Origin of the sequence: Chelativorans alearensis (assembly GCF_010993735.1) — a bacterium.
GTDB classification, from domain to species: domain Bacteria; phylum Pseudomonadota; class Alphaproteobacteria; order Rhizobiales; family Rhizobiaceae; genus Chelativorans; species Chelativorans alearense.
The window spans coordinates 55,034-77,868 of record NZ_WQNI01000015.1 but is presented as its reverse complement, the minus strand read 5'-3'; the positions used below and the strand labels follow the sequence as shown (position 1 = coordinate 77,868).

The window sequence follows — 22,835 nt, the reverse complement described above, 5'->3', positions numbered from 1 at the left end:
AGTGTCCAACATTTTATCCGACGAGAATGACCGGGGAGACAACGAAAGCGGAATCGCTGAGAAAGGCGAAACTGCTGCTGTCGAGCCTTCCATGAAATCCTTCCAGGAGGATACAGTTGTCCTGATAGTTGATATGCACTCCATCCATTCTTCCGTAGTCTATATCAACATCATCCATGCTGGACGGTCCTGCATTTCCGTAGAAGACAAGCTTGTCAAATCCTTGTTCAAAGTCGGTAATAGTGTCATTGCCTATTCCAATGTCCATCCCAGCATCACCGCCCAACGCAAGGACATTGTCATACATTTCGAAGAAGAAGATGTCCTTGCCTGCACCGCCTGTCAGGACATCGTCGCCGGTGTAGCCATATAGCGCGTCGGCGCCATTACCGGCGTTCAATTCGTCGTCCCCGGCCATCCCCAAGAGAAGATCGTCGCCATCCCCGCCCTCGAGGATGTCTTTGCCGCCGACCCAGGGTATGGAAGGGCCGTCTCCTAAAAGTGTATCGTTGCCGCCGAGGCCGTAGAGCTTGTCGGATCCATGGTTGCCATAGAGCCAATTGTCGGCTTCGTTTCCAATAAGGATGTCGTCGCCGCCGCCTGCTTTGGCGTGCTCGATGACGGTATCGGTGTAGATTCCGATGTTGTCTTTTCTGCCGCCGACACTCGAGAAAGCTCCGCTACGAAGGTCGATGGTCTGATCTTCGTAAAATCCGGAGACATCGAGCGTATCGGTACCGCCGGAATCGTATATAGTAAAGCTGATCAGATTGCCGAACCTGGTTAGGTCATATATCTCATTCGTATTGGGAAAATCGTCTTCGGAAATGTTGAATCCGTATGTTGTATTTCCGACTCGGGTTTCCGCAGCTCCGTAGAGATATTGAATGGCCTGAATATCCGCCATTTGCGGTGTAACCGGGACGAGTTGAGACAAATCCTCTTGTCTGTTGTGGTGGTACGACATTATCGACAGTTGCGAGGAATCGTTTTCAAATAACTTCCCGTCTTCTGCTTCCAGGATTCCGTTATAGTTTCCAGGGTGACCCAATCCCAACACATGGCCGATCTCGTGCATAATCGTTGTCAAGTCACTTGCCCTAGAGACTTTAAGAATCTTTTCTTCGGTCGTCGTCCGCACCTCCGGTATCGCTGCCTCGGGAAGGCCCGCTGCGATAAGCTCGTCGTCCGTCATCGTCAGAGTTCGCAGCGCAAGATCGCGGTCAGCGGAATTCTCGGGGGCGTCGATCTTGGCAGTTCCCCAGGCAAAGCCGTCAGCTGCCCCCGCATCATCCTCAGGAGGCTCTCCATCGCCCCTAAAGGTTATATTGGGAGGTCTATCGCTAACCACGTCATCAGGAATCCTTGTGAACCTGATGTCGGCTACATCCTCCCACGCTTGGAGGGCGGTCTCGACAAGCTTAGCTCTTTCCTCGGAGAAACCATACAGGCGATAGGTGAATTCTCTTTCCTCGCGAGGATGGCCGTCAATGTAATCGGTGGCTTTTCTTACCTCGGCGTCTCCGCGGGTCGTGGACAGATCTCCGCAGTCTCTCCAGTAGCCGCTGATGAGATAGTCCACCATTCCCTGCAGCCCTTGTTTCGTCTGCGGCAGCGGGCGATCCAGGATGCGTTCGTGCAATTGGATGTCAGGGTCAATGGTATTATAAGTATCACTCATCATAATATCTCATCTATATTCAATATAATTAGGTATTATTACCGATGATTTCGGCGAGAATACCGTATTTATTATGCATGAAATTAAAAATAAATTGTCACAACGACCCTACACGACGCGTTACCGCAACATGTGTTGGAAGGCGACCTGCGATCGGACGGTGCCGGATGGCACATCGTATCGTTCGTTACGGTGCGTGTGCAGTGCGCCGTCTGAATAAACATCACGCGCGCGGGTCGGGCATGCTCTTTCCCGTCCCGCACCTACCCGGTGGACTGGATCGAAACCTCCGAAGCGATCGCCGCCGCGCGCTGACACTCGCCGAGGAACTGCCGGCGCCGAGCCGGGTGGAGGGACCGGATATCGCCGTCTTTACCTCCGGCAATCCGCCAAGGCCTTACGCCGGCTGGTAACGGGCTTCGGCTTCGCCGTCACCTGAACGGCGGGATGAGGCTTCCGGCGCGCCCATCTCCTCGGCGACGGCCTTCAGGATCCATTCGCGGAAGGCGCGAACCTTCGGCGCATTGCGTCGCCCTTCCGGATAGACCAGCCAGTAGCCGAGCCCATCCGCGCAGATGCGCTCGAAGGGCTGGATCAGCAGCCCATGCGCAAGCTCGCTTCGATAGAGAGCGGGTGTCAGCATCGCGACGCCTCGTCTGGCCATCGCGGCACGCGCCACCAGCCCTTGTGCACCCAGCTTGGCGCTCGGCCCCTTCAAAGAGGCTTCGATGGAAAGGCCGAGCGGTTCGAACCAAAGCCGCCACCATGGATCTTGAGGGTCGAGCAGCGGCAGGCGCAGGAGGTCGGCCGGCGTTTTGATGCCGCCGACACTGGCTGCAAGCTCAGGACTGAGCATCGGCGTGAAATTGGCTTCCAGAAGCAGGTGGCGCTCGAGGCCCGGCCACGGACCATGGCCGCCGCGGATGGCGACGTCCACATCCTCGGATTGAAAATCGGCGACGCGCTGGGTCGCCTCGAGCCGCACCACGAGGGAGGGGTGGAGCGTCTGGAAGGTATCGAGATTGTCCACCAACCAATGCGAGGCGAAGGTCTGGGCCGTGCTGATGGTGAACCTGCCTTCCATGACGCCGCGCGCCTCAGCGTAGGCGGCAACAATCCTTTCGAAGGCATCCCGGACCGATGGCGCAAATCTCCGGCCTGTCTCGGTCAGGCTCACCTTCCGGGGGCGGCGCACGAACAGCGGTGCGCCAACACGATCCTCCAGCACGCGGATTTGATAGCTCACGGCGGCCTGCGTCATCCCAAGCTCTTCGCCGGCCTTCGTGAAGCTGCCGTGCCTGGCTGCCGCCTCGAAGACGCGAAGCGCGGCCAGAGGCGGTAGTAGGAGAGGTTCCATGGATCAAATCTCCTTATGCTACCCGTGAGCAATTCGATTGGATTAACTGGATAAATTGCAGCACGCTGCTTGCAGAAAATCAATTCAGCTTTTGCATGTGTTATGGAGAATGACTATGCTGGACCGGGTCATCATGGGCGAGTGCGACGCCGCGGCCCCGTGGCGGCTGCTTCCGCGGTGGCGGCTTTTATGGCGGCGGCGCAGACTCCGTATATTTTGGGACGAGGTTCCCGATGGCGTTGCCTACGATATTGGATTGAGCGATCTGCGGCCGCGCTACAGGGGCGAAGGGAGCCAAGGCGGCGGTTCCTGTTGACTTTCCGCGGCCCTTCGCTTAATCACCCCGCCCATGCGCGCTGGCTTGATGGCCCGCGCGCTTTTAACGTGTCCCGTGGAGATCGCCACAAGCGTGCGGCGGTTTCCTGTCAGGCCTCGAAAACGGAGGCCAGAGGAGGGCGCGTTTCCTTCGCTCGGTGCATGAGGTGCCGGGTGTGTTGTTTGAAAAGGGAATGCGATGAGCAAACGCCAATCCGCAAAGTACAAACTCGATCGCCGTCTTGGCGAGAACGTCTGGGGCAGGCCTAAGTCGCCGGTCAACCGCCGCGAATACGGCCCCGGCGAGCACGGCCAGCGCCGCAAGGGCAAGCTGTCCGACTTCGGTCAGCAGCTGCGCGCCAAGCAGAAGCTCAAGGGCCACTACGGCGACATCTCGGAAAAGCAGTTCCGTCGCATCTATGACGAGGCGAACCGCCGCAAGGGTGAGACGACGGAGAACCTGATCGGTCTTCTGGAATCGCGCCTCGACGCCGTCGTCTACCGCGCCAAGTTCGTGCCGACCATCTTCGCCGCGCGCCAGTTCGTCAACCACGGCCACGTCAATGTGAACGGTCGCCGCGTCAACATCCCGTCCTACCGCTGCAAGCCGGGCGACGTGATCGAGGTGCGCGAGAAGTCGAAGCAGCTCGCCCTCGTGCTGGAGTCGGTTCAGCTCGCCGAGCGCGACGTGCCGGATTATGTCGAGGCCGACCACAACAAGATGGTCGCCAAGTACATCCGCATCCCGGCGCTTGCCGACGTGCCCTACGCCGTCCACATGGAGCCGAACCTGGTCATCGAGTTCTACTCGCGCTGACCCGGCAACCATCGCTTCGGGAAAGGCCGCCATGTGCGGCCTTTTTCTTTTGCGGCTCTAAGGCTATGCAGGGGGCATGATGACCGTCCACCAACAGCCTGGCCTGGAAATACCCGCCGACACTGCAAGCCATCCGCTGTTTGCGGACGCGCCGTCCTCGGTGGAGTTCAACAAGTTGAGGAAGCGCCTCCTGCGCCAGACGCGCGAGGCGATCGAGGCGTTCTCGATGGCCGCCCCCGGCGCGCGCTGGCTGGTGGCGCTGTCCGGCGGCAAGGATTCCTACGGCCTGTTGACCGTTCTGCTCGACCTGAAGTGGCGCGGTCTCCTGCCGGTCGAGCTTCTCGCCTGCAACCTCGACCAGGGACAGCCGAATTTCCCGAAGCACGTCCTGCCGGACTACCTCGCCCGCCTCGGCGTTCCCCACCGCATCGAGTACCAGGACACCTATTCGGTGGTAACGGACAAGATCCCCGAAAGCCGCACCTACTGCTCCTTATGCTCGCGCCTGCGCCGCGGCCATCTCTACCGCATCGCACGCGAGGAGGGGTGCTCGGCCCTGGTCCTCGGCCATCACCGCGAGGACATCCTCGAGACATTCTTCATGAACCTGTTCCATGGCGGGCGGCTTGCCGCCATGCCGCCCAAGCTCCTCAACGACGAGGGCGACGTCATGGTGTTGCGTCCGTTGAGCTTCTGCGCCGAGGCCGACCTCGAAAAATTCGCGCAGGCCATGCGCTTCCCCATCATCCCGTGCGATCTGTGCGGCAGCCAGGACGGGCTGCAGCGCGACGCCATGAAGAGCATGCTTGCCGACATCGAGAAGCGCATGCCCGGCCGCAAGGACACCATGATCCGCGCACTCGCCAACGCGCGCCCTTCGCACCTCTTGGACCGAAAGCTGTTCGACTTCGCCTCTCTGAATGCCGCCGGCACGGCGGCTACACCGGCGGATTGACCGTACGGAACAGCCGGCCACGCTCGCCGATGAGCACCAGTATCAAGGCAACGACGGAGACGGTGAAATAGCCGCCGGCGAGCGGCGTCAGCGTGCCGTCGAAGGCCTGGCCGATCATCGCGCCCAGGAGCCCGCCGCCCAGCGTGGTGACGAAGCCGAGCACGGCGGCCGCCGTGCCCGCCACGTGCCCCAGCGGCTCCATGGCGATGGAGTTGAAGTTGGGCCCGATCCAGCCGAACATGAACATGGAGGCCGAGAAGAGGACGAAGAAGAGCGGGAATGATATCGGCCCCATCAGCGACAGCGTCAGCCACAGCGCGTTGACGGCGACGAAGGTCACGAGTGCGCCGTGTGACAACCGCCGCATGCCAAGACGGCCAACGAAGCGCGAATTGGTAAAGGACGACAGCGCCATTAAGCCCGCGCCGACGGCAAAGAGCAGTGGAAACCAGGTCCCGAGCCCGTAGATGTCGACATAGATCTGCTGCGCGGAGTTGATGAAGCCGAACAGCGCCCCGAAGATCGCCGTCGCGGCGAGCATGTAGCAGAAGGCAATGCGATCGGTGAGGACGTAGCCGAAGCCTTGCACCACCGAGCGCAGCGAAAGCGGGCGCCGCATTGTCTGAGGCAGGGTCTCCGGCAGGCGCAGCCAGGCCCACAGCGCCACGACGAGGGCAAGCCCCGCCATGAGCAGGAATATCTCCGGCCAATTGCCGAAGATCATGATGAGCTGGCCGAGGCTGGGCGCCACCACCGGGATGACCATGAAGACCATCATGACCATGGATAGAACTTCCGCCATCTGCCGGCCGCCGAAGATGTCGCGGATGGCCGAAACGGCGATGACGCGCGTGGCGGCGGCGCCGATGCCTTGGAGAACGCGCAGCGCCAGGAGTGCGGCGAAGCTCGGCGCAAAGGCGGCGGCAAGGGCGGCGCACATGTAGATGACGAGCCCCGTGAGCAGCGGCCCGCGCCGCCCGAAACGGTCGGAAATCGGCCCGTAGAAGAGCTGTGCGCCACCAAAGCCGACGATATAGGCAGTGATGACGAACTGCCGGCTGTTTTCGTCGGCAACCCCGAGAGCGCCGCCGATCTGCTGCAGTGCCGGCAGCATGATGTCGATCGCCATCGCGTTCATTGCCATGAGGGCGGCTGCGAGAGCGATGAACTCGGCCTTGCCGATCGTCGCGCGCGATCGGACCGGCTCTTCCCGGGTGGCGGATTCGTCCATGGTTCCTGCTCCGGCGGCGGCGCGCATGGAGGAGGCGCGCGCGTTTCGACAAGAATGCACGATGCCGGCGTCAAAGACGGCCGGGATCGGATGACGGCAAAAAGACGCGTCGGCCCTGCGGCCGACGCGCCGTAACGACGTTTAAATGCCGGCCCGGCCGCGGAAGGCGTTTCACGCCATGCGGGGGAGGCCGGTTTTACGGTTCCCTAAGCGGCGCCGCGCGCGCTCACGCCCTTTTCGGCGAAGAACGATTGCAATTCGCCAGCCTGGAACATCTCGCGGATGATATCGCACCCACCGACGAACTCGCCCTTCACATAGAGCTGTGGAATGGTCGGCCAGTTGGAGAAATCCTTGATCCCCTGGCGCAGATCATCCGAGGTGAGCACGTTGATGCCCTTATAGTCGACGCCGAGATAGTCGAGGATCTGCACGACCTGGCCCGAAAAACCGCACTGGGGAAAGCCGGGCGTGCCCTTCATGAAGAGAACGACGTCGTTCGTCTTCACCTCGTTGTCGATGAATTCGTTGATACCGCTCATCGCCTGTCCTTTCGTTGCCGGGCAAGGCCGGCATTCGTAAGCTGTGCTGACCATTATCTATTGCACGATCCGGCCAGGTGCAATGCGGAGGGGGCGGATTTGCCGACGGCGAGCCATGAAGTTCGCTGGCGGCTATTGGCGGCCAGTTGCCGATCCTTTCTCCCGAAGAGGATGAAGCCTTTCTATGCCGGTTCACGGGGATGGGTCGCCTGCAGGTCGTGAAGGAAACGTCCGCTTCTGCGAGGGCGACATCTGTAGCGGTCAGGCAAATTCCACCCACTGCTGATTCGGCACCGAAACTGACTTATGCATCGCTCGCCTATTCAGGCACGCTCGTCTGCAGCGCCAGCGCGTGCAGGGTGCCGCCCATATTGCCCTTGAGCGCGTCATAGACCATCTGGTGCTGCTGCACCCGGCTTTTGCCGCGGAAGCTCTCGGCCACCACCTCCGCGGCATAATGGTCGCCGTCGCCGGCAAGGTCGCGGATGGTGACTCTTGCGTCGGGAATGGCTTCCCTGATCAGGCGCTCGATGTCGCCAGCGTTCATTGCCATGGAGTTACTCCCAAATCTCACCATCCCAAAACGGTAAGCAATTCTGCCACATTTGGATCGGCCGCATAAAGCGGAAATCCGCTCCCGTCATGGTTGCCCGCAGCCTCTATAACCGCGTCGTCCCGAGGCCGGGCGAGGAGGCTGTGAATTCTTCGATGCAACAACATCGGGCTGGCGAACGCCTCGCTATAGCAAATTCTCTCCTTCCATGAAGCTGGGAAACCAGCCTTCATGGGCTTTCTTGATTGCCGCTACGGGCAGCGCGCGCGCTTGGCCGAGCTTCAGTTCGCCGCCGCCTGTCGTGCCGAGGCGGGTGAGCGGAACCCCGGCCTTTTGCGCCTCGGCCAGGAGCGTGTCGATTTCCTGCGGCGAAGCCGCAACGGTCAGCACATAACGCCCCTGATCCTCCCCGAAGAAGGAGGCGGCCGGATCGGCGCCTGGAGGTACCTCGATGCGCGCGCCGATGCCTGAAGCCATCGCCATCTCGGCCAACGCCACCGCCAGCCCACCGTCGGAGCAGTCGTGCACAGCGGTGGCGGTGCCCGCGCGGATCGCCGCGCGCACGAAATCACCCACGCGTTTCTCATGCGCCAGGTCCACGGGTGGCGGCGGGCCGTCGGCGCGGCCATGGATATCGCGCAGGTAGGCGGATTGGCCCAGATGCGTGCCCCAGCCTTCCGGCGCGCCGGCAAGAAGGATCGTCTCGCCCTCGCGCGCGAAGGCGATGCGCGCCATCTTCGACCAATCGGGGATGAGGCCGACCCCGGCGATGGTGGGCGTCGGCGGGATCGCTTCACCCAGCGTCTCGTTGTAGAGCGAGACATTGCCGGAGACGATCGGGAAGCCGAGCGCCCGGCAGGCTTCGCCCACGCCTTCGACGGCGCGCACGAAGGTGCCCATGGTCTCCGGCCGCTCCGGATTGCCGAAGTTGAGGTTGTCGGTGGCGGCCAGCGGCTCCGCGCCCGTCGCCGTCAGGTTGCGCCAGCATTCGGCCACCGCCTGCTTGCCGCCTTGATAGGGGTCGGCCTCGCAGTAGCGTGGCGTGACGTCGGACGAGAAGGCGAGCGCCTTCGTTGGATGGTCTTCGACGCGCACCACGCCGGCATCGCCGCCCGGAAGCTGCAGCGAGTTGCCCTGGATCAGCGTGTCGTACTGCTCCCACACCCAGCGGCGAGAGGAAAGATCGGGCGAGCCGACCAGCTTCAGGAGCGCCTCGGCGATGTCGGCCGGCGGCACGTCGGCGGGGTCGAGGGGAGAGGGCGCCTTGGGCGCTACCCAGGGCCGGTCGTATTCCGGCGCCTCGTCGCCCAGCTCCTTGATGGGCAGGTTGGCCACCTCCTCACCCTGGTGAAGGATGCGGAAGCGCTTGTCGTCGGTGGTATGCCCGACAATGGCGAAATCGAGCCCCCATTTGCGGAAGATCGCCTCGGCCTCCGGCTCCTTCTCCGGCCGCAGCACCATGAGCATGCGCTCCTGGCTTTCCGACAGCATCATCTCGTAGGCAGACATGCGCTCTTCGCGCACCGGCACCTTGTCGAGCTCGAGCACGATGCCGAGGTCGCCCTTGGCGCCCATCTCGACGGCAGAACAGGTGAGCCCCGCCGCTCCCATGTCCTGGATAGCGATGACCGCACCCGTCGCCATCAGCTCCAGGCAGGCCTCCAGCAGGCATTTCTCGGTGAACGGATCGCCCACCTGCACCGTCGGGCGCTTCTCGTCTATGTCGGCGTCGAACTCGGCCGAGGCCATCGTCGCCCCGCCGACGCCGTCGCGCCCCGTCTTGGCGCCGAGATAGACGACCGGCAGGCCGACACCCTCCGCCTTCGAATAGAAAATGGCATCACCGCGGGCGATGCCGGCGGCAAACGCGTTGACGAGGATGTTGCCGTTGTAGCGCGGGTCGAAATTCACTTCGCCCCCGACCGTCGGCACGCCGAAGGCGTTGCCGTAGCCGCCGATGCCGGCCACCACGCCCGCCACCAGATGCCGCGTCTTCGGATGGTCCGGTGCGCCGAAGCGCAGCGCGTTCATGGCGGCAATGGGCCTGGCGCCCATGGTGAAGACGTCGCGCAGGATGCCGCCGACGCCCGTCGCCGCGCCCTGGTAGGGCTCGATGTAGGAGGGGTGGTTGTGGCTCTCCATCTTGAAGACGACCACCTGCCCGTCGCCGATGTCCACCACGCCGGCATTCTCGCCAGGCCCCTGGATGACCCGGGGCCCCGAGGTCGGCAGCGTGCGCAGCCATTTCTTGGAGCTCTTGTAGGAGCAGTGCTCGTTCCACATGGCCGAGAAGATGCCGAGCTCGGTGAAGGTCGGCTCGCGGCCAATGAGCGCGACGATGCGCTGGTATTCCTCGGGCTTCAGGCCGTGCGCGGCCACGAGTTCGTCGGTGATGGGAATCGCGTTGGGAATGGTCATCTGCGGCTATCGATTGCGGGAGGCTACAGGCGGCTCATAGCGCACCTTGCGCCACGTTTCACCGCTCTTTGACGAAAAAACCGCGGGAGAGGCCGAAAAAGCCGTGGGCAGCCGGCCGCGCTTCAGTCGTAGCTGTCATATCCGGCGCTGCCATGCTCCAGAAGCCGGCGGACGATGGCGAGGCCGCGGGCCGTTTCCTCGCGCCCGCGCGGGGCCGATATGCCGAGGCGGACGTGGTGGAACACCTGGTCCGACCGCCCCGCCTTGAACTCGTCCGCATCGTCGATCAGCACGCCTTCTTCCGACGCCGCGTTCTTGAACGTGGCGGACAGCCACGGTTCCGGCAGTTCCAGCCAGACGAACGGAATGTTCGGGCAGGATCTGAGGTCGAAGCCGGCAAGCGCATCGTGCGTCAGCGCAAGCCGCGCATTGTTCTCCTTGACGCAGCGCGCCCGGATCGCGTCGGCCTCGCCCGAGAGAACGAGCTGGGCCGAGAGCTCGGCCAGCATGAAGGGCAGGCCGCCCGTCAGCATCCGGTGCGCCACCTGGATGCGGCGCTCGTAGTTCGGCGGGCAGGCGACCCAGCCGCCGCGCACGCCCGCGGCAACCGACTTCGAAAGGCCGCCCACATGGAAAGTGCGCTCCGGAGCCAGTTCGGCGAGCAGGGGGGCCGGATCGTCGGTAAGGGCGCCGTAGAGATTGTCCTCGATCAGCCACACATTGTATCTGCGGGCGATCTCGGCAACGGCGATGCGCCGCGCCTCCGGCATCGTCGCGACCGTCGGGTTCTGCACCGCAGACATCGAAAACACCATCTTTGGGTGCCGCTGCGCGCACACCCGCTCGAAATCCTCCGGAACGATGCCTTGTTCGTCGGACCGGATAAGCGCAATGCGCCGGCCAACGAGGCTGGCGCTGCGCGCCACCTGCGAATAGGTGAGGTGCTCGAAGGCGATGTGATCGCCCGGCGCGGTGACCGCCGAGATGATGGCGACGGCAGCGGCGTGCGCCCCGAGCGTCGGCACGATGCAATGCGGCGCCGGCCGGAACGAACCCCTGGCGAGCCAGCGGCTGCCTGCTTGCGCCCAGTGGTCGGGAAAGCGCCGCGTGTAGCTTGCGGCCTCGTGGGGGTGGTCGCGGTTGATCCTAGCCGACAATGCGGCAACGGTTTCGCCCTGTCCGACGTCCGGTGCGGCCGTGGCATCGAAATGCAGCTTTCCGGCCGGCGCCTCCATCTCGCGCGTCCCCTCCATCCCGCTCGACGCCGGCGCCGGCCCGGCCTGAGGCACGCCTCGCCCATGGTCCAGAACATAGGTGCCGCGCCCCACCTCGCCGCTGACCAGCCCGCGCTCGCGCGCGAGCGCGTAGGCGCGGCTCACCGTGCCGATCGTCACCCGCAAGTCGAAGGCGAGGTTGCGCTGAGGCGGCAGCTTTGCGCCTTTCGCCAGGACGCCGCGCTCGATGTCGCTTTCGATCTGGTCGGCGAGGCGCAGATAGAGCGGCCCGGTGCCGCTGGAGAGGTTGGGAAGCCAATTTGTCATCATGACAATTCTCTATATTGCCATCGAAAATGAGTCAATTAATACGAGGAAGGGCGGCGGAAGGGCCGTTTTCTCCCCAATTGTGGGGCTGCGGTGTCAAAAAGGCAGTAGAAGTGATGGATACAATTAGTGCAATACGCCATCGTTCGCGCTCCGGCTTGTCCTTCGGGCTCGCCGCCAGACACCTCGCCCGCCTCTTGGTGGCGGTAGCCGAACGGCTGGAGAGCATGATGGAAAAGCGCCGCAGCCGGCGCGCTTTGCTCGAACTGTCCGACGAACAACTCAAGGACATCGGCATCTCCCGCGCCGATGCAGTCCGTGAGGGGATCAGGCCTTTCTGGGACTGATCGGCTTTTAGGCGGGAGGCCGAAACGACATCTCTTCTCCGCCAAGCCCGCCTAACCGCGAAGGGGTCTACCCACGGCAGTCCGGCGTTCCGCTCGACCAGCGCATGATGTCCGCGTTCACCCGTCCGCCGGTGCGCGTGCTGGCGAGCGGCCCATAGGTCGTTACGGTGACGGGCGAGCCCGCGGCCTCGATCACCAGCACCGGCAGGCCTTCGGCCTTGCCCTTCCTGAGCAGAAGAAGGCGCGGACGTCCGGCGCTCGTGTCAAGCTCGGGCACGAGATGCAAGTCCCTGAAGGCAGCATCCGACGAGCGGACCCAGCATCTTGCGCCCGCCTCGTTGATCCGCTGGAGCGCCGCAACCGGCTCATGCGCCTCGATTTGCAGCGCCAGCGGCCCGCCCATCGGCTCGCTCTGGCAGCCGGCCAGAAGGGCGGCGAGCAGCAACGCGCCGGAAGCCAAGCCCCCTTGCGTCCGGCTCACGCGGCTTTTCCCAAAAGACCTTCGAAGAGCGCCCGCCCATCGGAGCCGCCATGGGCGGCCTCGATCAGGTTTTCAGGATGCGGCATCATGCCCAGCACATTGCCGCCTTCACCGATGATGCCGGCGATGTCGTTGACGGAGCCGTTGGGGTTGGTGCCCTCGGCGTAGCGGAAGACCACCTGTCCCTCGCCCTCGAGGCGGGCCAGCGTGTCGGGATCGGCGAAATAGTTGCCGTCGTGATGGGCGACGGGGCAGCGGATGATCTCACCCGGCGCATAGCCGCGCGTGAACGCGGTGTTGGCATTGGCCACCTCCAACTTCACCTCGCGGCAGACGAATTTCAGCGAAGCGTTGCGCATCAGGGCGCCGGGCAGCAACCCCGCTTCCAGAAGGATCTGAAAGCCGTTGCACACACCCATCACCATCACGCCTTTCGCCGCCTTCTCCGCCACCGCCTTCATCACCGGCATGCGCGCGCCGATCGCCCCACAACGCAGGTAATCGCCATAGGAGAAGCCGCCGGGAATGACGATGAGGTCGACATCGGGCAATTCCGTCTCGGTCTGCCAGACGGTGATCGGCGCCTTGCCGGAAACCTTGGTGAGCGCGGCAATCATATCGCGGTCGCGATTGAGGCCGGGAAGCTGGATGACGGCTGATTTCATGCGTTCGGATCGTAGGGTTTCTGTGGTGATTCGGCCATTTCGCGCAATTCAAGGCGCCGTTCTATGCGGTCGAGCCGGTCGTCGTGGCGGGAAAGGATGCCATAGATATTATGGATATCCGTCTGGATTCCGATCATATGACCGCGAATGACATTCAATTCGGTCTTGACCTCGGAAACGTCTGCCCTGAGTTCCGTCAAGTCATGCTGCATGCGCTTCAGCAGCTCATACATCAGCTCGTTGGTAGCTTCCGCCATCTGCAGTCCTTCGGCGCAACTTCAGGTAATGGCAATACTATAATCTTCAATCACCGTATTCGCCAGCAGCCGCTCGCACATTTCCTTCAGTGCGGCTTCCGCTTTCGCGCGGTCGCCGTCCTGCAATTCGACGTCGAACACTTTCCCCTGCCGCACCGAGCCGACGCCAGAGAAGCCGAGGCCTCCGAGTGCGCCTTCAATGGCCTTGCCCTGCGGGTCGAGCACGCCGTTCTTCAGGGTGACGATGATTCGTGCCTTGATCACTTCGCTTCTCTCCGTGCCGGACGCGCCCTCAGTGGCGCGTCTCGCCATCCTTGGAGGACACGAGCACCGGTCCGCTCGGCTTGGACGGCTCGTTCTCGTTCATGATGCCGAGCCGGCGCGCCACCTCCTGGTAGGCTTCCACCAGCCCGCCCATGTCGCGGCGGAAGCGGTCCTTGTCCATCTTGTCCTGCGTGGCCATGTCCCACAGGCGGCACGAATCGGGTGAAATCTCGTCGGCCACGACGATGCGCATCATGTCGCCCTCGAACAGCCGCCCGCATTCGATCTTGAAATCGACGAGCTGGATGCCGACGCCGAGGAAAAGACCGGACAGGAAGTCGTTGACGCGGATGGCCAGCGCCATGATGTCGTCGATCTCCTGGGGGCTCGCCCAGCCGAAGGCCGTGATGTGCTCTTCGGAGACCATCGGGTCGTCCAGCGCATCGGCCTTGTAATAGAACTCGATGATGGAGCGCGGCAGCACCGTGCCTTCCTCGATGCCGAGCCGCTTTGCAAGCGATCCTGCGGCAATATTGCGCACCACGACCTCGAGCGGAATGATCTCCACTTCCTTGATCAGCTGCTCGCGCATGTTGAGCCGGCGGATGAAGTGGGTGGGGATGCCGATCCGGTTCAGATGCTCGAAGATATACTCGGAGATGCGGTTGTTGAGCACACCCTTGCCGTCGACGATCTCGTGCTTTTTCTTGTTGAAGGCGGTGGCGTCGTCCTTGAAGAACTGGATCAGCGTACCGGGCTCCGGCCCTTCATAAAGAATCTTGGCCTTGCCTTCATAGATGCGGCGGCGACGGTTCATGGCTTTTCCTGGGCTATTTGCCGGTTTTTCAGGGTGTTGGTCACATGGCCGGCTCGAAAAGAGGTGCGCCTTAACGGCTTCATGCGGTCTAGCGCAAACGCGCCGCTATCTCAATCGCCATTTAGCGCCATCAACGGCTCTATTGACCCGCCACCAAGCTTCTGGTTTGTCCGTGCCGACCTGCTATTCTAGCAGCCGAAAGCCGCCATGGCGGCACGGGCGATGCCGGAGGATAAATAGAGCATGAGCAGCATGAAAGACCGCGAAGAGACGTTCGAGCGCAAATTCGTCCATGACGAAGAGATGAAGTTCAGGGCCATGTCGCGCCGCAACAAGCTGCTCGGCCTGTGGGCGGCGGAGAAGCTGGGCAAGACCGGCGCCGAGGCCGATGCCTACGCGATCGAGGTGATCAAGGCCGACGTCGAGGAAGCCGGCGAGGAAGACGTCTTCCGCAAGGTCCGGCGCGATTTCGACGCCGCCGGCGTGCAGCAGTCGGACCATCAGATCCGCCGCACCATGAGCGAGCTCCTCATCGAGGCGATCGATCAGGTCAAGAACGCATAGGCCGCTCCCATGCGCTCAGCAACGCTGGCAGACCGGCTTAAGGCCGGAGAGGGGATTCTCACGGCCTGGTCGTCGATCCCCGATGCGCTGACCGTCGAGGCTGTCGCCTGCCTCGGCTTCGACGCGGTCACGCTCGACATGCAGCACGGCGGCCATCACGAGGACAGCGTGCTGCGCGGCATCGTGCCTCTGGCCTTCCACGGCCGCCACGCCATCGTCCGCGTGCCGGTCGGCCGCTTCGATATGGCAAGTCGCGCGCTCGATTTCGGGGCCGAAGCCGTCATCGCGCCGATGGTGAACTCGCTTGAGGATGCGCACCGCTTCGCCGCGGCGATGAAATACCCGCCACGCGGCGAGCGCTCCTGGGGGCCGGCCATCGCCATGCAGCGGTGCGGCGAGCTTGATGCCGCCGGCTGGCTGGCCGGGGCCGACCGCCGCACGGTCGCCTTCGCCATGGTGGAAACGCGCGCCGCCCTTTCCCTTATCGACGATATGCTGGCCGTCGATGGCATCGACGGCATCTTCCTCGGCCCCTCGGATTTCTCCATCGCCTGGACCGAGGGTAAAACCGTCGATCCCGCCCACGAGGGCATGATGGAGGCGGTCGCAACGATCGCCGAAAAGACACGGGCGGCCGGCAAGCACGCGGCCATCTACGTGGTCGATCCGGCCCTCGTCGGGCGCTACCACGCCATGGGCTACCGCCTTTTCGCGATCGGCAACGAAGGGGTCTATCTGGCGAAGGGGGCGGACAACCTCATCGCGCGGGCGAAAGAAAGCATCGGATAGCTCTAGCCAGACGCAGCGCCCTAAAGCCGCGACAAGAACCGCGCGAAGGTGAGCGAGCCTTCGGGCCATGGGCCGAAACCCGCTTCAGCGTTGATATGCCCCGCATTGCCGGCATCCAGAAACTGTGCGCCCCAGGCCGCCGCGATATCCTCGGCCGCCTCGAAACTGCCGAAATGGTCGTTGCGGCTGGCCACCACGATTGCGGGAAAGGGCAGGGGATCGCGCGGGTAGGGCCCGAAGGTCATCAGGTGCCTCGGCCTGATATTCGGGTTCGTCACTTCCGGCGGCGCCACGAAGAAGGCGCCCGCCACCGCCTTGCGGAAGTGGGGAATGGCCTGCACCGCCGTCGCCACGCCCAGTGAATGGCCAACCAGCACCACCGGCCGCTCCGCCTCGTTCACCGCCTCGGCCAGCCTCGCCACCCAGTCCTCGCACACCGGCTTCCTCCACTCCGCCTGCTCGACGCGGCGGGCGGTCGACAGCCGCACCTGCCAGCGGCTCTGCCAGTGGTCGGGGCCGGAATTGGTGTATCCGGGGATGATGAGGATGTCGGCGTCCTTGGCTTTCATGGCGCCGCATGTAGCCACCCTCACGGACAGGCGCAACCGCCTGGGCCGAAATCGGTGAACACGGTGTTCGCTGTTCAGCGCTTGTGCATAAAGCGGGGCGGTATCAAATAGTCGAACGACACCGATTATCCTCAGGAACCGGCGGTGATGACGGCCGGCTCCCATCAGGCTTGCATGATGCGGTGTTTCAGCATGCAGCGCCAGGAGTTTGAAATGAAAGACCTTCCCTTCTCCGCCACCACGCCGGTCAGCGTCGCGGAAATCGGTCTCAAGGCACGCGACGCGGACAAGCTGGCCGCCTTCTATCGCGACACCGTAGGCCTCTTTGAACAATCGCGGCGCAATGGAACGATCGTGCTTAGCGCCGGCGAAAGGCCGCTCTTGACGATCGAGGAGGATGCCGCCGCCACACCGGACGACCCGCGCGAAGCGGGCCTCTTCCACACCGCCTTCCTCTTGCCCGCCCGCGCCGACCTTGCCCGCTGGGCGCGCCGCGCCATCGAACGGCAAACCCCGCTCGAGGGCGCCTCCGACCATCTGGTGAGCGAGGCGATCTATCTGAGCGACCCGGAAGGAAACGGTATCGAGATCTATGCCGACCGCCCACGCGAAAGCTGGCAGTGGGACGGCAGCCAGGTCGCCATGAAAACCCTGCCGCTCGATTTTAAAAGCCTTCTTGCGACGCCAGGCGCCGACGATGCCTGGCAAGGCGCCCCCGAGGGCGCCGTCATCGGCCATGTGCACCTGCGCGTCGGCGCGCCGGCGGAGGCCGAGCGATGGTGGCACGAAGCCTTGGGCCTAGACACCATGGCCCATTACGGATCACAGGCGGTCTTCCTCGCTTCGGGCGGCTACCACCACCACATCGGCGCCAACAGCTGGCACAGCCCCGGTGCGAAACGGCGCGATCCCGGGCGCGCCGGCCTTGCATGGGTGGCGATGCGGGTGGCCGATGCCGAGGAGGAACGTACGCTGGAAGACCCGTGGGGGACGGTGGTGCGGGTGGTGCCCTCGAGCTGACCTATAGCGGGCTGCATTTAGGTGGAAATGCCGAGCTATCCGGAAAGCTTGCGGAAGAATCAGCCCTCCCCAAACACCCTTTTGAAAATCGTATCCACGTGCTTCGTGTGATACCCGAGGTCGAATTTCTCTTGGATCTCGTCCTCCGAAAGCGCCGCCCGCACATCCGTGTCGCCAAGCAGCTCTTGCAGAAAATCCGCCCCTTCTTCCCACACCTTCATGGCGTTGCGCTGCACCAGCCGGTAGGCGTCCTCGCGGGAGACGCCGGCCTGGGTGAGCGCCAGAAGCACGCGCTGCGAGTGCACGAGGCCGCGGAAACGGTTGAGGTTCCGTTCCATCGCTTCCGGGTAGACGACCAGCTTCTCCATCATCCCCGTCAGCCGCGCCAGCGCGAAATCCAGCGTCACCGTCGCATCCGGCCCGATCATGCGCTCCACCGACGAATGCGAGATGTCGCGTTCGTGCCAGAGCGCCACATTCTCCATGGCGGGGGCCGCATAGGCGCGCACCATGCGGGCAAGCCCGGTAAGGTTTTCCGAGAGCACCGGGTTGCGCTTGTGCGGCATGGCCGAGGAGCCTTTCTGCCCCGGCGAGAAATACTCCTCCGCCTCCAGCACCTCGGTGCGCTGCAGGTGCCGCACCTCGGTCGCCAGCCGCTCGATGGAGGAGGCGATGACGGCGAGGGTGGCAAAGTACATCGCATGCCGGTCGCGCGGGATGACCTGGGTGGAGACCGGCTCCACCTTGAGGCCCATCCTTTCCGCCACATGCGCTTCCACGCGGGGATCGATATTGGCGAAGGTGCCGATGGCGCCGGAGATGGCGCAGGTGGCGATCTCCTCGCGCGCATTCACCAGCCGCGCGCGGCAGCGGGAGAACTCGGCATAGGCCTGCGCCAGCTTCACCCCGAAGGTGGTAGGCTCGGCATGGATGCCGTGGCTGCGGCCGATGGTGACGGTGTCCTTGTGCTCGTATGCGCGCTTCTTGAGCGCCGCGAGCAGGGCATCGAGATCGGCAAGGAGGATGTCGCTCGCCTTGGTGAGCTGCACGTTGAAGCAGGTGTCGAGCACGTCCGACGAGGTCATGCCCTGGTGCACGAAGCGCGCCTCCGGCCCGACGATCTCGGCCAGATGCGTCAGGAAGGCGATAACGTCGTGCTTCGTCTCACGCTCGATCTCGTCGATGCGCTCGATGTCGAAGGTGGCGTTGCCCGCCTTCTCCCAGATGGTCCTGGCCGCTTCCTTCGGCACGATGCCGAGTTCGGCCATGGCGTCGGCCGCGTGCGCCTCGATCTCGAACCAGATGCGGAACTTCGTCTCGGGCGACCAGATGGCGGCCATATCGGGCCGCGAATAGCGCGGGATCATGCGTCTGCCTGTTCTTCGAAGGGAAGTCATCCGGGGTGTAGCAGACGAGCGGAGGGTGTCAACGCAACCGGGCGGCAAACCACAGGCCGAAGGCAAAAAGGGCAAACAGCCCGTAAGGAAAATAGAGCCTCAGGCCGAGCACGGCAAACTCGTAGAGTGCGGTCGCCGTGGTAAAAAGGAGCCAGTCGGCAAGGTCGTGGAGACCTACCCCCTCATGCCAGGCGGCAACGGAAGCCACGTATTGGAATGCGAAGACCAGCGCGGTGAGGCCGACGGTCATAACGCCCAGCGCCAGGAAGAAACAGGCGAAGCGGCGGCTGGTCTCGAAGCGCCGCGCCACCTGACAGGCCGCGTAGAGGGCGGCCGGGAAGGCGAGCGCGGCACCAAGGGTGAAGGTGAGGGTGATCATGGCGACCCGCGAATGATCGGCCCAGTGCGCGATCCCGGCGAGAGCGCTTGCGCCCATTATCAGGCTCCAAAGCACCGTGCCGAGCACTGTTGCGCCTATGGGCGGCAGCGCGGCTTCTGCACGGCTCGTGGAATATGCCGCCGAAACGGGCGTGAAAGGGCCGTGCTGCACGCCTAAAGCTGTCCCGCGACCGCGATGAAGCGGTGGTCCGGCCCCTCGAAGCCGAAACTGCGGACGGCGATCAGAACGGCGAAGACGGCCGCCCCGCCCTGTGGATGATAGGTCTGGACGCCCGTCAGCCGGTAGCCGAGCGGGCAGCGGCGGCTCGACGGGACGGTTTCGTCCTCGTGCACGGTCGTGGTCTCATCGCCCGGCGCGGTGCCGATCCGCAGGAGGCGGAAGCCCATGATCGTGCCCAGGTCCTCACAGCTTTCGGGCTGTTGAAGGTGCAGTTCCTCCAGGCGGAACTCCAGCGCCCCATCGATCGGCGGCACCACGGGGCGCGGGTTTACCATCATGCGGTGCGGATCGGCCGAAAGCTCCGTCACCGCGTTCCAGCCGGCGGTAAAGCCGGGGGTGAGCTCGGCGTCGGAAATCACCGCCTGGCCTTGATCTTTGGCCTCTTGCCTCACCGTTTCCAGCGTCGCTTCCTCGTCATCGATGCGCACGCGGACCGGCGTGCCGGGCAGGAAGCTGTCGCTTGCCGTGTCGATGTAGAAGCGGTTGGCATAGGGAAATCCAGAACCGTCCTGGATGCCGTACTCCTCGAAGGCGAAAATGCCGCCGTCGGTACTGAAACCGAGGATCTCCACCGTCGCCGTATCGCCGGCACGCGCGGCGGGCAACGCCAGCAGGAGCACGGCAAGGGCCGCGAACAGGCGCAAGGTCGGCATGGAAGAAGCCCCTCTCTTTCTCGCAATGCGACTATATCCTGTTCCGCCACCATGGGCGAGGGGCGCTGCCCCCACTCCGTCTCGGCCTGCGGCCGATCCACCTCTCCCCCATTCGATGGGGGAGAGGAAGGGAGCCCTGCGTCGCGGCCGGCGCTTCCTCTCCCCCGTTTCGGGGGAGAGGTGGATCGGCCGCAGGCCGAGACGGAGTGGGGGGTAGCGCAGTCGCTCGCAATTATCCCCAAGGGAAGGCAGCCTCACCGCTCCGACCACACCGGCAACACATCCCCTTCCGCCTTCTCCGCCGCGAAAACCCCGCGGGCGATGGCGCGCGCCATCGTCGCGGCGGCCGCTGCGTAGAGCTCGATGCTTTCCCTCATATCCGGTTCCACACCCCCGCGCCCCGTCGCCAGCGCGAAGACGAGGTCGCCGTCGAGCGGCGTGTGCGCCGGCCAGATGGCGCGGGCGAAGCCGTCGTGGGCGGCGATCGCCAGCCGGTGCGCGGCGGCCTTTGTGAGTTTCGCGTCGGTGGCGATCACGCCGATGGTGGTGTTGCCGCCGGGCCTTGTTCCGCCGAGCTTGGTGGCGACATCGTGCGCGTTGCCGGGAAGCGGCGAGGGGAGGCCGAGGCCGCCGAACTCGGCATCGATCTCGAAGGGCGCCGCCCAGAAATGCGCCGTATCGCCGATCGTCGTGGAGCCGACGGCGTTGACGGCCACCAGCGCGCCGACGGTGACGCCGTTCGCCAGCATGCACGAGGCCGATCCGAGCCCGCCTTTCAGCCCCGCCGTCGTGGCCCCGGTGCCGGCGCCGTGCGAGCCGAGCGCGAAGTCGGCCGCAGCCGCCTGCGTCGCCTCGTAGCCAAGTTCGCGATAGGGCGGGAAGCGGCCCCAGTCCTTGTCGCCGCCGCCCGCAAGGTCGAACAGGATCGCCGCCGGCACGATGGGCACGCGGAAGCCGCCCACCTCGAAGCCCCTGCCCATTTCGCGCAGCGCGCCCTGCGTGCCGGAGGCGGCATCGAGCCCGAAGGCCGAACCGCCGGAAAGCACCACCGCATCCACGCTTTCGATGAGGTTGTGCGGCGCCAGAAGGTCCGTCTCGCGCGTGCCCGGCGCCCCGCCCAGCACCTTGACGCCCGCCGTCGCCGGCTCCTCGCACAAAACCACGGTCACGCCGGATTTCAGCCGCGCATCCTGGCTGTTGCCGACGTTCAGGCCCGCGACATCGGTGATGAGGTTCCTGGCCCCGGTCCGGAACATCTATTCGACCTCCACGAATTCCTCGCCGTCATAGCGGAAAAGCCGGTAGATGTTGCGCGCCAGATCGCCCTTTTCATCGAAGCGGACAATCCCGATCGCCGTATCGAAGGCGAAATCGTTCAAAATCTCCCCGACCGGCCTGTCGTCCTCGGCCGCGACGCGTACGGCACCCGTCGCAAGCTGGACGGCCGCATAGCCAGGCAGCACATAGCCCTCCGGCTCGACGCCCGCCTCCCGCAGCGCCTGAAGTATCTGCGGGGAGGCGAGGTCATGCCACTCAGGCAGCCCGACCATCAGCACGCCGGCGGCAAGCGGCACCAAGCCGTCCTCGGCCTTGAGCGCCTCGCCGCCCGCCAGGGTCACCTGATAGCCGAGTTCCCCGGCATCGCGCGCCATTATGGCGATATCGCTGCGGTCGCCGCCGACGAAGACATGGGTCGCGCCCGCCCGCCGCAGCCGGCCCACAAGGCCGATCTGGTTGTCGAGCTGAGGTCTGAACGTGTCCGTGAAGACCGGCTCCAACTCCGCCAGTCCGGCGGCCGCCCTCAGGTTCTCCGCAAGCTCCCGCCCGTAGATCGTGCCGTCGTCCACGATGGCGAAGAATTCGTTGCGCCAGCGCCGGGTCAGGATGTCGGCCACCGCCTCGCGCTCGTCGTCGGAGCGGGGGCCGAGCCGGTAGACCGGCCAGCCCGTGCGCGCCTTCTGGTCGGTCAGGCCGCCCGTGCGCACCGGGGTGACGACCGGAACGCCAGCTTCCTTCAGGATCGGCATGGCCGCCTCGACGGCCGGCGTGCACAGAAAGCCGATGACGATCGCCGCGCCCGCCTCCACCAGCGCGCGGGCCGCCGCGGCCCCGCCTTCCTTGGTGCAGGCATCGTCCGCCTCGACCAGCCGCGCCCCCGCGTCGCGCCCTGCCGCCGTCCGCGCGCCTTCCGCCCATTGCGTGCCCAGTGTGGCGAAATTGCCGCTCAGCGGCGCCGCAAGGCCGACGATCACCTCCTGCGCATGCGCCGGGCCCACCGCCGCCAGGGCGGAAAGTTGAAGGGCAAGCACGGTTGAACGCAAGGAGTACAGGCCGAAAATCCTCAATTGACACGCATGGTTCCGAAGTTCCGCCACTGGTAAATGGTGGCGGGGCCGGGCGCAACACGCTATTGAGGCGGCCCGCCGGCCGCTTGTATGCGCCTGGCCGCAACCTATCTGTAAACCGAGGCGACGGGGAATTTTCGTGCTGAAGACCAACGACATAGGACCGCAGCATTATCGTGACGCGATGGCCCGCTTTGCCGGCGCCGTGCACGTCGTCACCACCGACGGGGCCGCCGGGCGCCGCGGCGTCACCGTCATCGCCGCCTGTTCCGTTTCCGACAGCCCGCCCATCGTTCTCGTCTGCCTGAACCGCGAGAACCCCAACAACGATCTCTTCCTGAAGAACGGTGTCTTCGCGCTCAACACGCTGGCCGCCGAGCACCGGGAGCTGGCCGACGCCTTCTCCGGCCTTACCGGCTTGCCGCAAGACGAGCGCTTCGCGCTCGCCGAGTGGGAGAACCTGTCGACGGGTGCGCCTGCGCTTGCCGATGCCATGGCGGTGTTCGACTGCCAGGTGGTCGACACCAAGGATTTCGCCACCCACCGCGTCTACTTCGGCAAGGTGACAGGCTTGCGCGTCGGCGCTAACCTTGAGCCGCTGCTTTACCACGACCGCGGCTACCGCGTTCTCTAAGCTT

At 64.3% G+C, this 22,835-nt stretch carries 25 protein-coding genes; 7 read left to right on the top strand and 18 right to left on the bottom strand.

What is annotated here, in order from left to right; genetic code table 11:
- Positions 1–13: 13 nt before the first annotated feature.
- Positions 14–1,681 carry a M10 family metallopeptidase C-terminal domain-containing protein gene (locus GPJ75_RS21995; protein WP_163271367.1) on the bottom strand — a complete coding sequence of 556 codons (1,668 nt, stop codon included), beginning with the start codon at positions 1,679–1,681 and terminating at the stop codon, positions 14–16.
- Positions 1,682–2,078: 397 nt separating this feature from the next.
- Positions 2,079–3,038, bottom strand: a complete 960-nt coding sequence (locus GPJ75_RS21990) for a LysR substrate-binding domain-containing protein (RefSeq protein WP_163271365.1) — start codon at positions 3,036–3,038, stop codon at positions 2,079–2,081.
- Between the two features lie 514 nt (positions 3,039–3,552).
- Here GPJ75_RS21990 and rpsD point away from each other — a divergent pair.
- Both rpsD and ttcA read left to right on the top strand, forming a co-directional pair.
- Complete coding sequence (rpsD, locus tag GPJ75_RS21985) at positions 3,553–4,170, top strand: 30S ribosomal protein S4 (RefSeq protein ID WP_163271363.1); 618 nt, start codon at positions 3,553–3,555, stop codon at positions 4,168–4,170.
- A gap of 79 nt (positions 4,171–4,249) precedes the next feature.
- Entirely contained in the window at positions 4,250–5,125 is an 876-nt protein-coding gene (ttcA, locus tag GPJ75_RS21980) for a tRNA 2-thiocytidine(32) synthetase TtcA (protein ID WP_163271361.1), read from the top strand.
- Here the strand turns inward: ttcA and GPJ75_RS21975 are convergent.
- The 5 genes from GPJ75_RS21975 to GPJ75_RS21955 all read right to left on the bottom strand — a co-directional run bounded on the left by GPJ75_RS21975 (position 5,109) and on the right by GPJ75_RS21955 (position 11,410).
- Positions 5,109–6,356, bottom strand: coding sequence for a multidrug effflux MFS transporter (locus GPJ75_RS21975; RefSeq protein ID WP_246249201.1), 1,248 nt, complete (start codon positions 6,354–6,356; stop codon positions 5,109–5,111). The two genes, ttcA and GPJ75_RS21975, sit on opposite strands and share 17 nt — an antisense overlap.
- Positions 6,357–6,562: 206 nt before the next feature.
- Positions 6,563–6,898, bottom strand: a complete 336-nt coding sequence (gene grxD / locus GPJ75_RS21970) for a Grx4 family monothiol glutaredoxin (protein WP_163271356.1) — start codon at positions 6,896–6,898, stop codon at positions 6,563–6,565.
- A 319-nt stretch (positions 6,899–7,217) separates the two neighbouring features.
- Positions 7,218–7,451 (bottom strand): BolA family protein, encoded by a 234-nt coding sequence (locus GPJ75_RS21965; protein WP_163271354.1) that lies wholly within the window; start codon positions 7,449–7,451, stop codon positions 7,218–7,220.
- A 186-nt stretch (positions 7,452–7,637) separates the two neighbouring features.
- Positions 7,638–9,869, bottom strand: a complete 2,232-nt coding sequence (gene purL / locus GPJ75_RS21960; protein ID WP_163271352.1) for a phosphoribosylformylglycinamidine synthase subunit PurL — start codon at positions 9,867–9,869, stop codon at positions 7,638–7,640.
- A 122-nt stretch (positions 9,870–9,991) separates the two neighbouring features.
- Positions 9,992–11,410, bottom strand: coding sequence for an aminotransferase-like domain-containing protein (locus GPJ75_RS21955; RefSeq protein WP_163271423.1), 1,419 nt, complete (start codon positions 11,408–11,410; stop codon positions 9,992–9,994).
- A 116-nt stretch (positions 11,411–11,526) separates the two neighbouring features.
- Here GPJ75_RS21955 and GPJ75_RS21950 point away from each other — a divergent pair, with 116 nt between their 5' ends.
- Positions 11,527–11,757 carry a DUF1127 domain-containing protein gene (locus GPJ75_RS21950; protein ID WP_163271350.1) on the top strand — a complete coding sequence of 77 codons (231 nt, stop codon included), beginning with the start codon at positions 11,527–11,529 and terminating at the stop codon, positions 11,755–11,757.
- A 67-nt stretch (positions 11,758–11,824) separates the two neighbouring features.
- On the opposite strand, the gene GPJ75_RS21945 is transcribed toward GPJ75_RS21950, so the two are convergent.
- Genes GPJ75_RS21945 through purC form a run of 5 tightly spaced genes read right to left on the bottom strand, consistent with a single transcriptional unit; the run spans position 11,825 to position 14,241 of the window.
- Positions 11,825–12,238, bottom strand: coding sequence for a hypothetical protein (locus GPJ75_RS21945; protein ID WP_163271348.1), 414 nt, complete (start codon positions 12,236–12,238; stop codon positions 11,825–11,827).
- Positions 12,235–12,903 carry a phosphoribosylformylglycinamidine synthase subunit PurQ gene (gene purQ / locus GPJ75_RS21940; protein ID WP_163271346.1) on the bottom strand — a complete coding sequence of 223 codons (669 nt, stop codon included), beginning with the start codon at positions 12,901–12,903 and terminating at the stop codon, positions 12,235–12,237. The genes GPJ75_RS21945 and purQ overlap by 4 nt, the downstream gene beginning before the upstream one ends.
- On the bottom strand, positions 12,900–13,160 hold the full coding sequence (locus GPJ75_RS21935; protein WP_163271344.1) for a hypothetical protein: 261 nt from the start codon (positions 13,158–13,160) through the stop codon (positions 12,900–12,902). Before GPJ75_RS21935 ends, purQ begins: the two co-directional genes overlap by 4 nt.
- Positions 13,161–13,181: 21 nt before the next feature.
- Entirely contained in the window at positions 13,182–13,424 is a 243-nt protein-coding gene (gene purS, locus GPJ75_RS21930; protein WP_163271342.1) for a phosphoribosylformylglycinamidine synthase subunit PurS, read from the bottom strand.
- 28 nt (positions 13,425–13,452) lie between these two features.
- A complete protein-coding gene (gene purC / locus GPJ75_RS21925) occupies positions 13,453–14,241 on the bottom strand; it encodes a phosphoribosylaminoimidazolesuccinocarboxamide synthase (RefSeq protein WP_163271340.1) in 789 nt (262 codons plus the stop codon).
- A 243-nt stretch (positions 14,242–14,484) separates the two neighbouring features.
- On the opposite strand from purC, the gene GPJ75_RS21920 reads away from it, so the two are divergent.
- The gene (locus GPJ75_RS21920; protein ID WP_163271338.1) at positions 14,485–14,805 is read left to right on the top strand and encodes a DUF1476 domain-containing protein; all 321 of its coding nucleotides are present in this window, start codon (positions 14,485–14,487) and stop codon (positions 14,803–14,805) included.
- 9 nt (positions 14,806–14,814) lie between these two features.
- A complete protein-coding gene (locus tag GPJ75_RS21915; RefSeq protein WP_163271336.1) occupies positions 14,815–15,594 on the top strand; it encodes an HpcH/HpaI aldolase family protein in 780 nt (259 codons plus the stop codon).
- 20 nt (positions 15,595–15,614) lie between these two features.
- Here GPJ75_RS21915 and GPJ75_RS21910 read toward each other — a convergent pair whose 3' ends face one another.
- The gene (locus tag GPJ75_RS21910) at positions 15,615–16,163 is read right to left on the bottom strand and encodes an RBBP9/YdeN family alpha/beta hydrolase (RefSeq protein ID WP_163271330.1); all 549 of its coding nucleotides are present in this window, start codon (positions 16,161–16,163) and stop codon (positions 15,615–15,617) included.
- 213 nt (positions 16,164–16,376) lie between these two features.
- On the opposite strand from GPJ75_RS21910, the gene GPJ75_RS21905 reads away from it, so the two are divergent.
- On the top strand, positions 16,377–17,183 hold the full coding sequence (locus GPJ75_RS21905) for a VOC family protein (protein ID WP_163271328.1): 807 nt from the start codon (positions 16,377–16,379) through the stop codon (positions 17,181–17,183).
- 59 nt (positions 17,184–17,242) lie between these two features.
- On the opposite strand, the gene purB is transcribed toward GPJ75_RS21905, so the two are convergent.
- The 5 genes from purB to GPJ75_RS21880 form a co-directional block, all read right to left on the bottom strand.
- Positions 17,243–18,550 carry an adenylosuccinate lyase gene (purB, locus tag GPJ75_RS21900; RefSeq protein WP_163271325.1) on the bottom strand — a complete coding sequence of 436 codons (1,308 nt, stop codon included), beginning with the start codon at positions 18,548–18,550 and terminating at the stop codon, positions 17,243–17,245.
- A gap of 58 nt (positions 18,551–18,608) precedes the next feature.
- The gene (locus GPJ75_RS21895) at positions 18,609–19,016 is read right to left on the bottom strand and encodes a hypothetical protein (RefSeq protein ID WP_163271323.1); all 408 of its coding nucleotides are present in this window, start codon (positions 19,014–19,016) and stop codon (positions 18,609–18,611) included.
- Positions 19,017–19,132: 116 nt separating this feature from the next.
- Positions 19,133–19,852, bottom strand: coding sequence for a DUF2259 domain-containing protein (locus GPJ75_RS21890; RefSeq protein ID WP_163271322.1), 720 nt, complete (start codon positions 19,850–19,852; stop codon positions 19,133–19,135).
- Positions 19,853–20,106: 254 nt separating this feature from the next.
- Positions 20,107–21,108, bottom strand: coding sequence for a P1 family peptidase (locus GPJ75_RS21885; protein ID WP_163271320.1), 1,002 nt, complete (start codon positions 21,106–21,108; stop codon positions 20,107–20,109).
- Positions 21,109–22,161 (bottom strand): branched-chain amino acid ABC transporter substrate-binding protein, encoded by a 1,053-nt coding sequence (locus tag GPJ75_RS21880; RefSeq protein WP_246249200.1) that lies wholly within the window; start codon positions 22,159–22,161, stop codon positions 21,109–21,111.
- 175 nt (positions 22,162–22,336) lie between these two features.
- Here GPJ75_RS21880 and GPJ75_RS21875 point away from each other — a divergent pair, with 175 nt between their 5' ends.
- Positions 22,337–22,831 (top strand): flavin reductase, encoded by a 495-nt coding sequence (locus GPJ75_RS21875; protein ID WP_163271315.1) that lies wholly within the window; start codon positions 22,337–22,339, stop codon positions 22,829–22,831.
- Positions 22,832–22,835: the final 4 nt, after the last annotated feature.

What these genes read in the sequence shown, in the direction of transcription:
- GPJ75_RS21995 (WP_163271367.1), bottom strand. Translation starts at nt 1,681, where the DNA reads ATGAGTGATACTTATAATACCATTGACCCTGACATCCAATTGCACGAA.
- GPJ75_RS21990 (WP_163271365.1), bottom strand. Translation starts at nt 3,038, where the DNA reads ATGGAACCTCTCCTACTACCGCCTCTGGCCGCGCTTCGCGTCTTCGAG.
- rpsD (WP_163271363.1), top strand. Translation starts at nt 3,553, where the DNA reads ATGAGCAAACGCCAATCCGCAAAGTACAAACTCGATCGCCGTCTTGGC.
- ttcA (WP_163271361.1), top strand. Translation starts at nt 4,250, where the DNA reads ATGACCGTCCACCAACAGCCTGGCCTGGAAATACCCGCCGACACTGCA.
- GPJ75_RS21975 (WP_246249201.1), bottom strand. Translation starts at nt 6,356, where the DNA reads ATGGACGAATCCGCCACCCGGGAAGAGCCGGTCCGATCGCGCGCGACG.
- grxD (WP_163271356.1), bottom strand. Translation starts at nt 6,898, where the DNA reads ATGAGCGGTATCAACGAATTCATCGACAACGAGGTGAAGACGAACGAC.
- GPJ75_RS21965 (WP_163271354.1), bottom strand. Translation starts at nt 7,451, where the DNA reads ATGGCAATGAACGCTGGCGACATCGAGCGCCTGATCAGGGAAGCCATT.
- purL (WP_163271352.1), bottom strand. Translation starts at nt 9,869, where the DNA reads ATGACCATTCCCAACGCGATTCCCATCACCGACGAACTCGTGGCCGCG.
- GPJ75_RS21955 (WP_163271423.1), bottom strand. Translation starts at nt 11,410, where the DNA reads ATGACAAATTGGCTTCCCAACCTCTCCAGCGGCACCGGGCCGCTCTAT.
- GPJ75_RS21950 (WP_163271350.1), top strand. Translation starts at nt 11,527, where the DNA reads ATGGATACAATTAGTGCAATACGCCATCGTTCGCGCTCCGGCTTGTCC.
- purQ (WP_163271346.1), bottom strand. Translation starts at nt 12,903, where the DNA reads ATGAAATCAGCCGTCATCCAGCTTCCCGGCCTCAATCGCGACCGCGAT.
- GPJ75_RS21935 (WP_163271344.1), bottom strand. Translation starts at nt 13,160, where the DNA reads ATGGCGGAAGCTACCAACGAGCTGATGTATGAGCTGCTGAAGCGCATG.
- purC (WP_163271340.1), bottom strand. Translation starts at nt 14,241, where the DNA reads ATGAACCGTCGCCGCCGCATCTATGAAGGCAAGGCCAAGATTCTTTAT.
- GPJ75_RS21920 (WP_163271338.1), top strand. Translation starts at nt 14,485, where the DNA reads ATGAGCAGCATGAAAGACCGCGAAGAGACGTTCGAGCGCAAATTCGTC.
- GPJ75_RS21915 (WP_163271336.1), top strand. Translation starts at nt 14,815, where the DNA reads ATGCGCTCAGCAACGCTGGCAGACCGGCTTAAGGCCGGAGAGGGGATT.
- GPJ75_RS21910 (WP_163271330.1), bottom strand. Translation starts at nt 16,163, where the DNA reads ATGAAAGCCAAGGACGCCGACATCCTCATCATCCCCGGATACACCAAT.
- GPJ75_RS21905 (WP_163271328.1), top strand. Translation starts at nt 16,377, where the DNA reads ATGAAAGACCTTCCCTTCTCCGCCACCACGCCGGTCAGCGTCGCGGAA.
- purB (WP_163271325.1), bottom strand. Translation starts at nt 18,550, where the DNA reads ATGATCCCGCGCTATTCGCGGCCCGATATGGCCGCCATCTGGTCGCCC.
- GPJ75_RS21895 (WP_163271323.1), bottom strand. Translation starts at nt 19,016, where the DNA reads ATGGGCGCAAGCGCTCTCGCCGGGATCGCGCACTGGGCCGATCATTCG.
- GPJ75_RS21890 (WP_163271322.1), bottom strand. Translation starts at nt 19,852, where the DNA reads ATGCCGACCTTGCGCCTGTTCGCGGCCCTTGCCGTGCTCCTGCTGGCG.
- GPJ75_RS21885 (WP_163271320.1), bottom strand. Translation starts at nt 21,108, where the DNA reads ATGTTCCGGACCGGGGCCAGGAACCTCATCACCGATGTCGCGGGCCTG.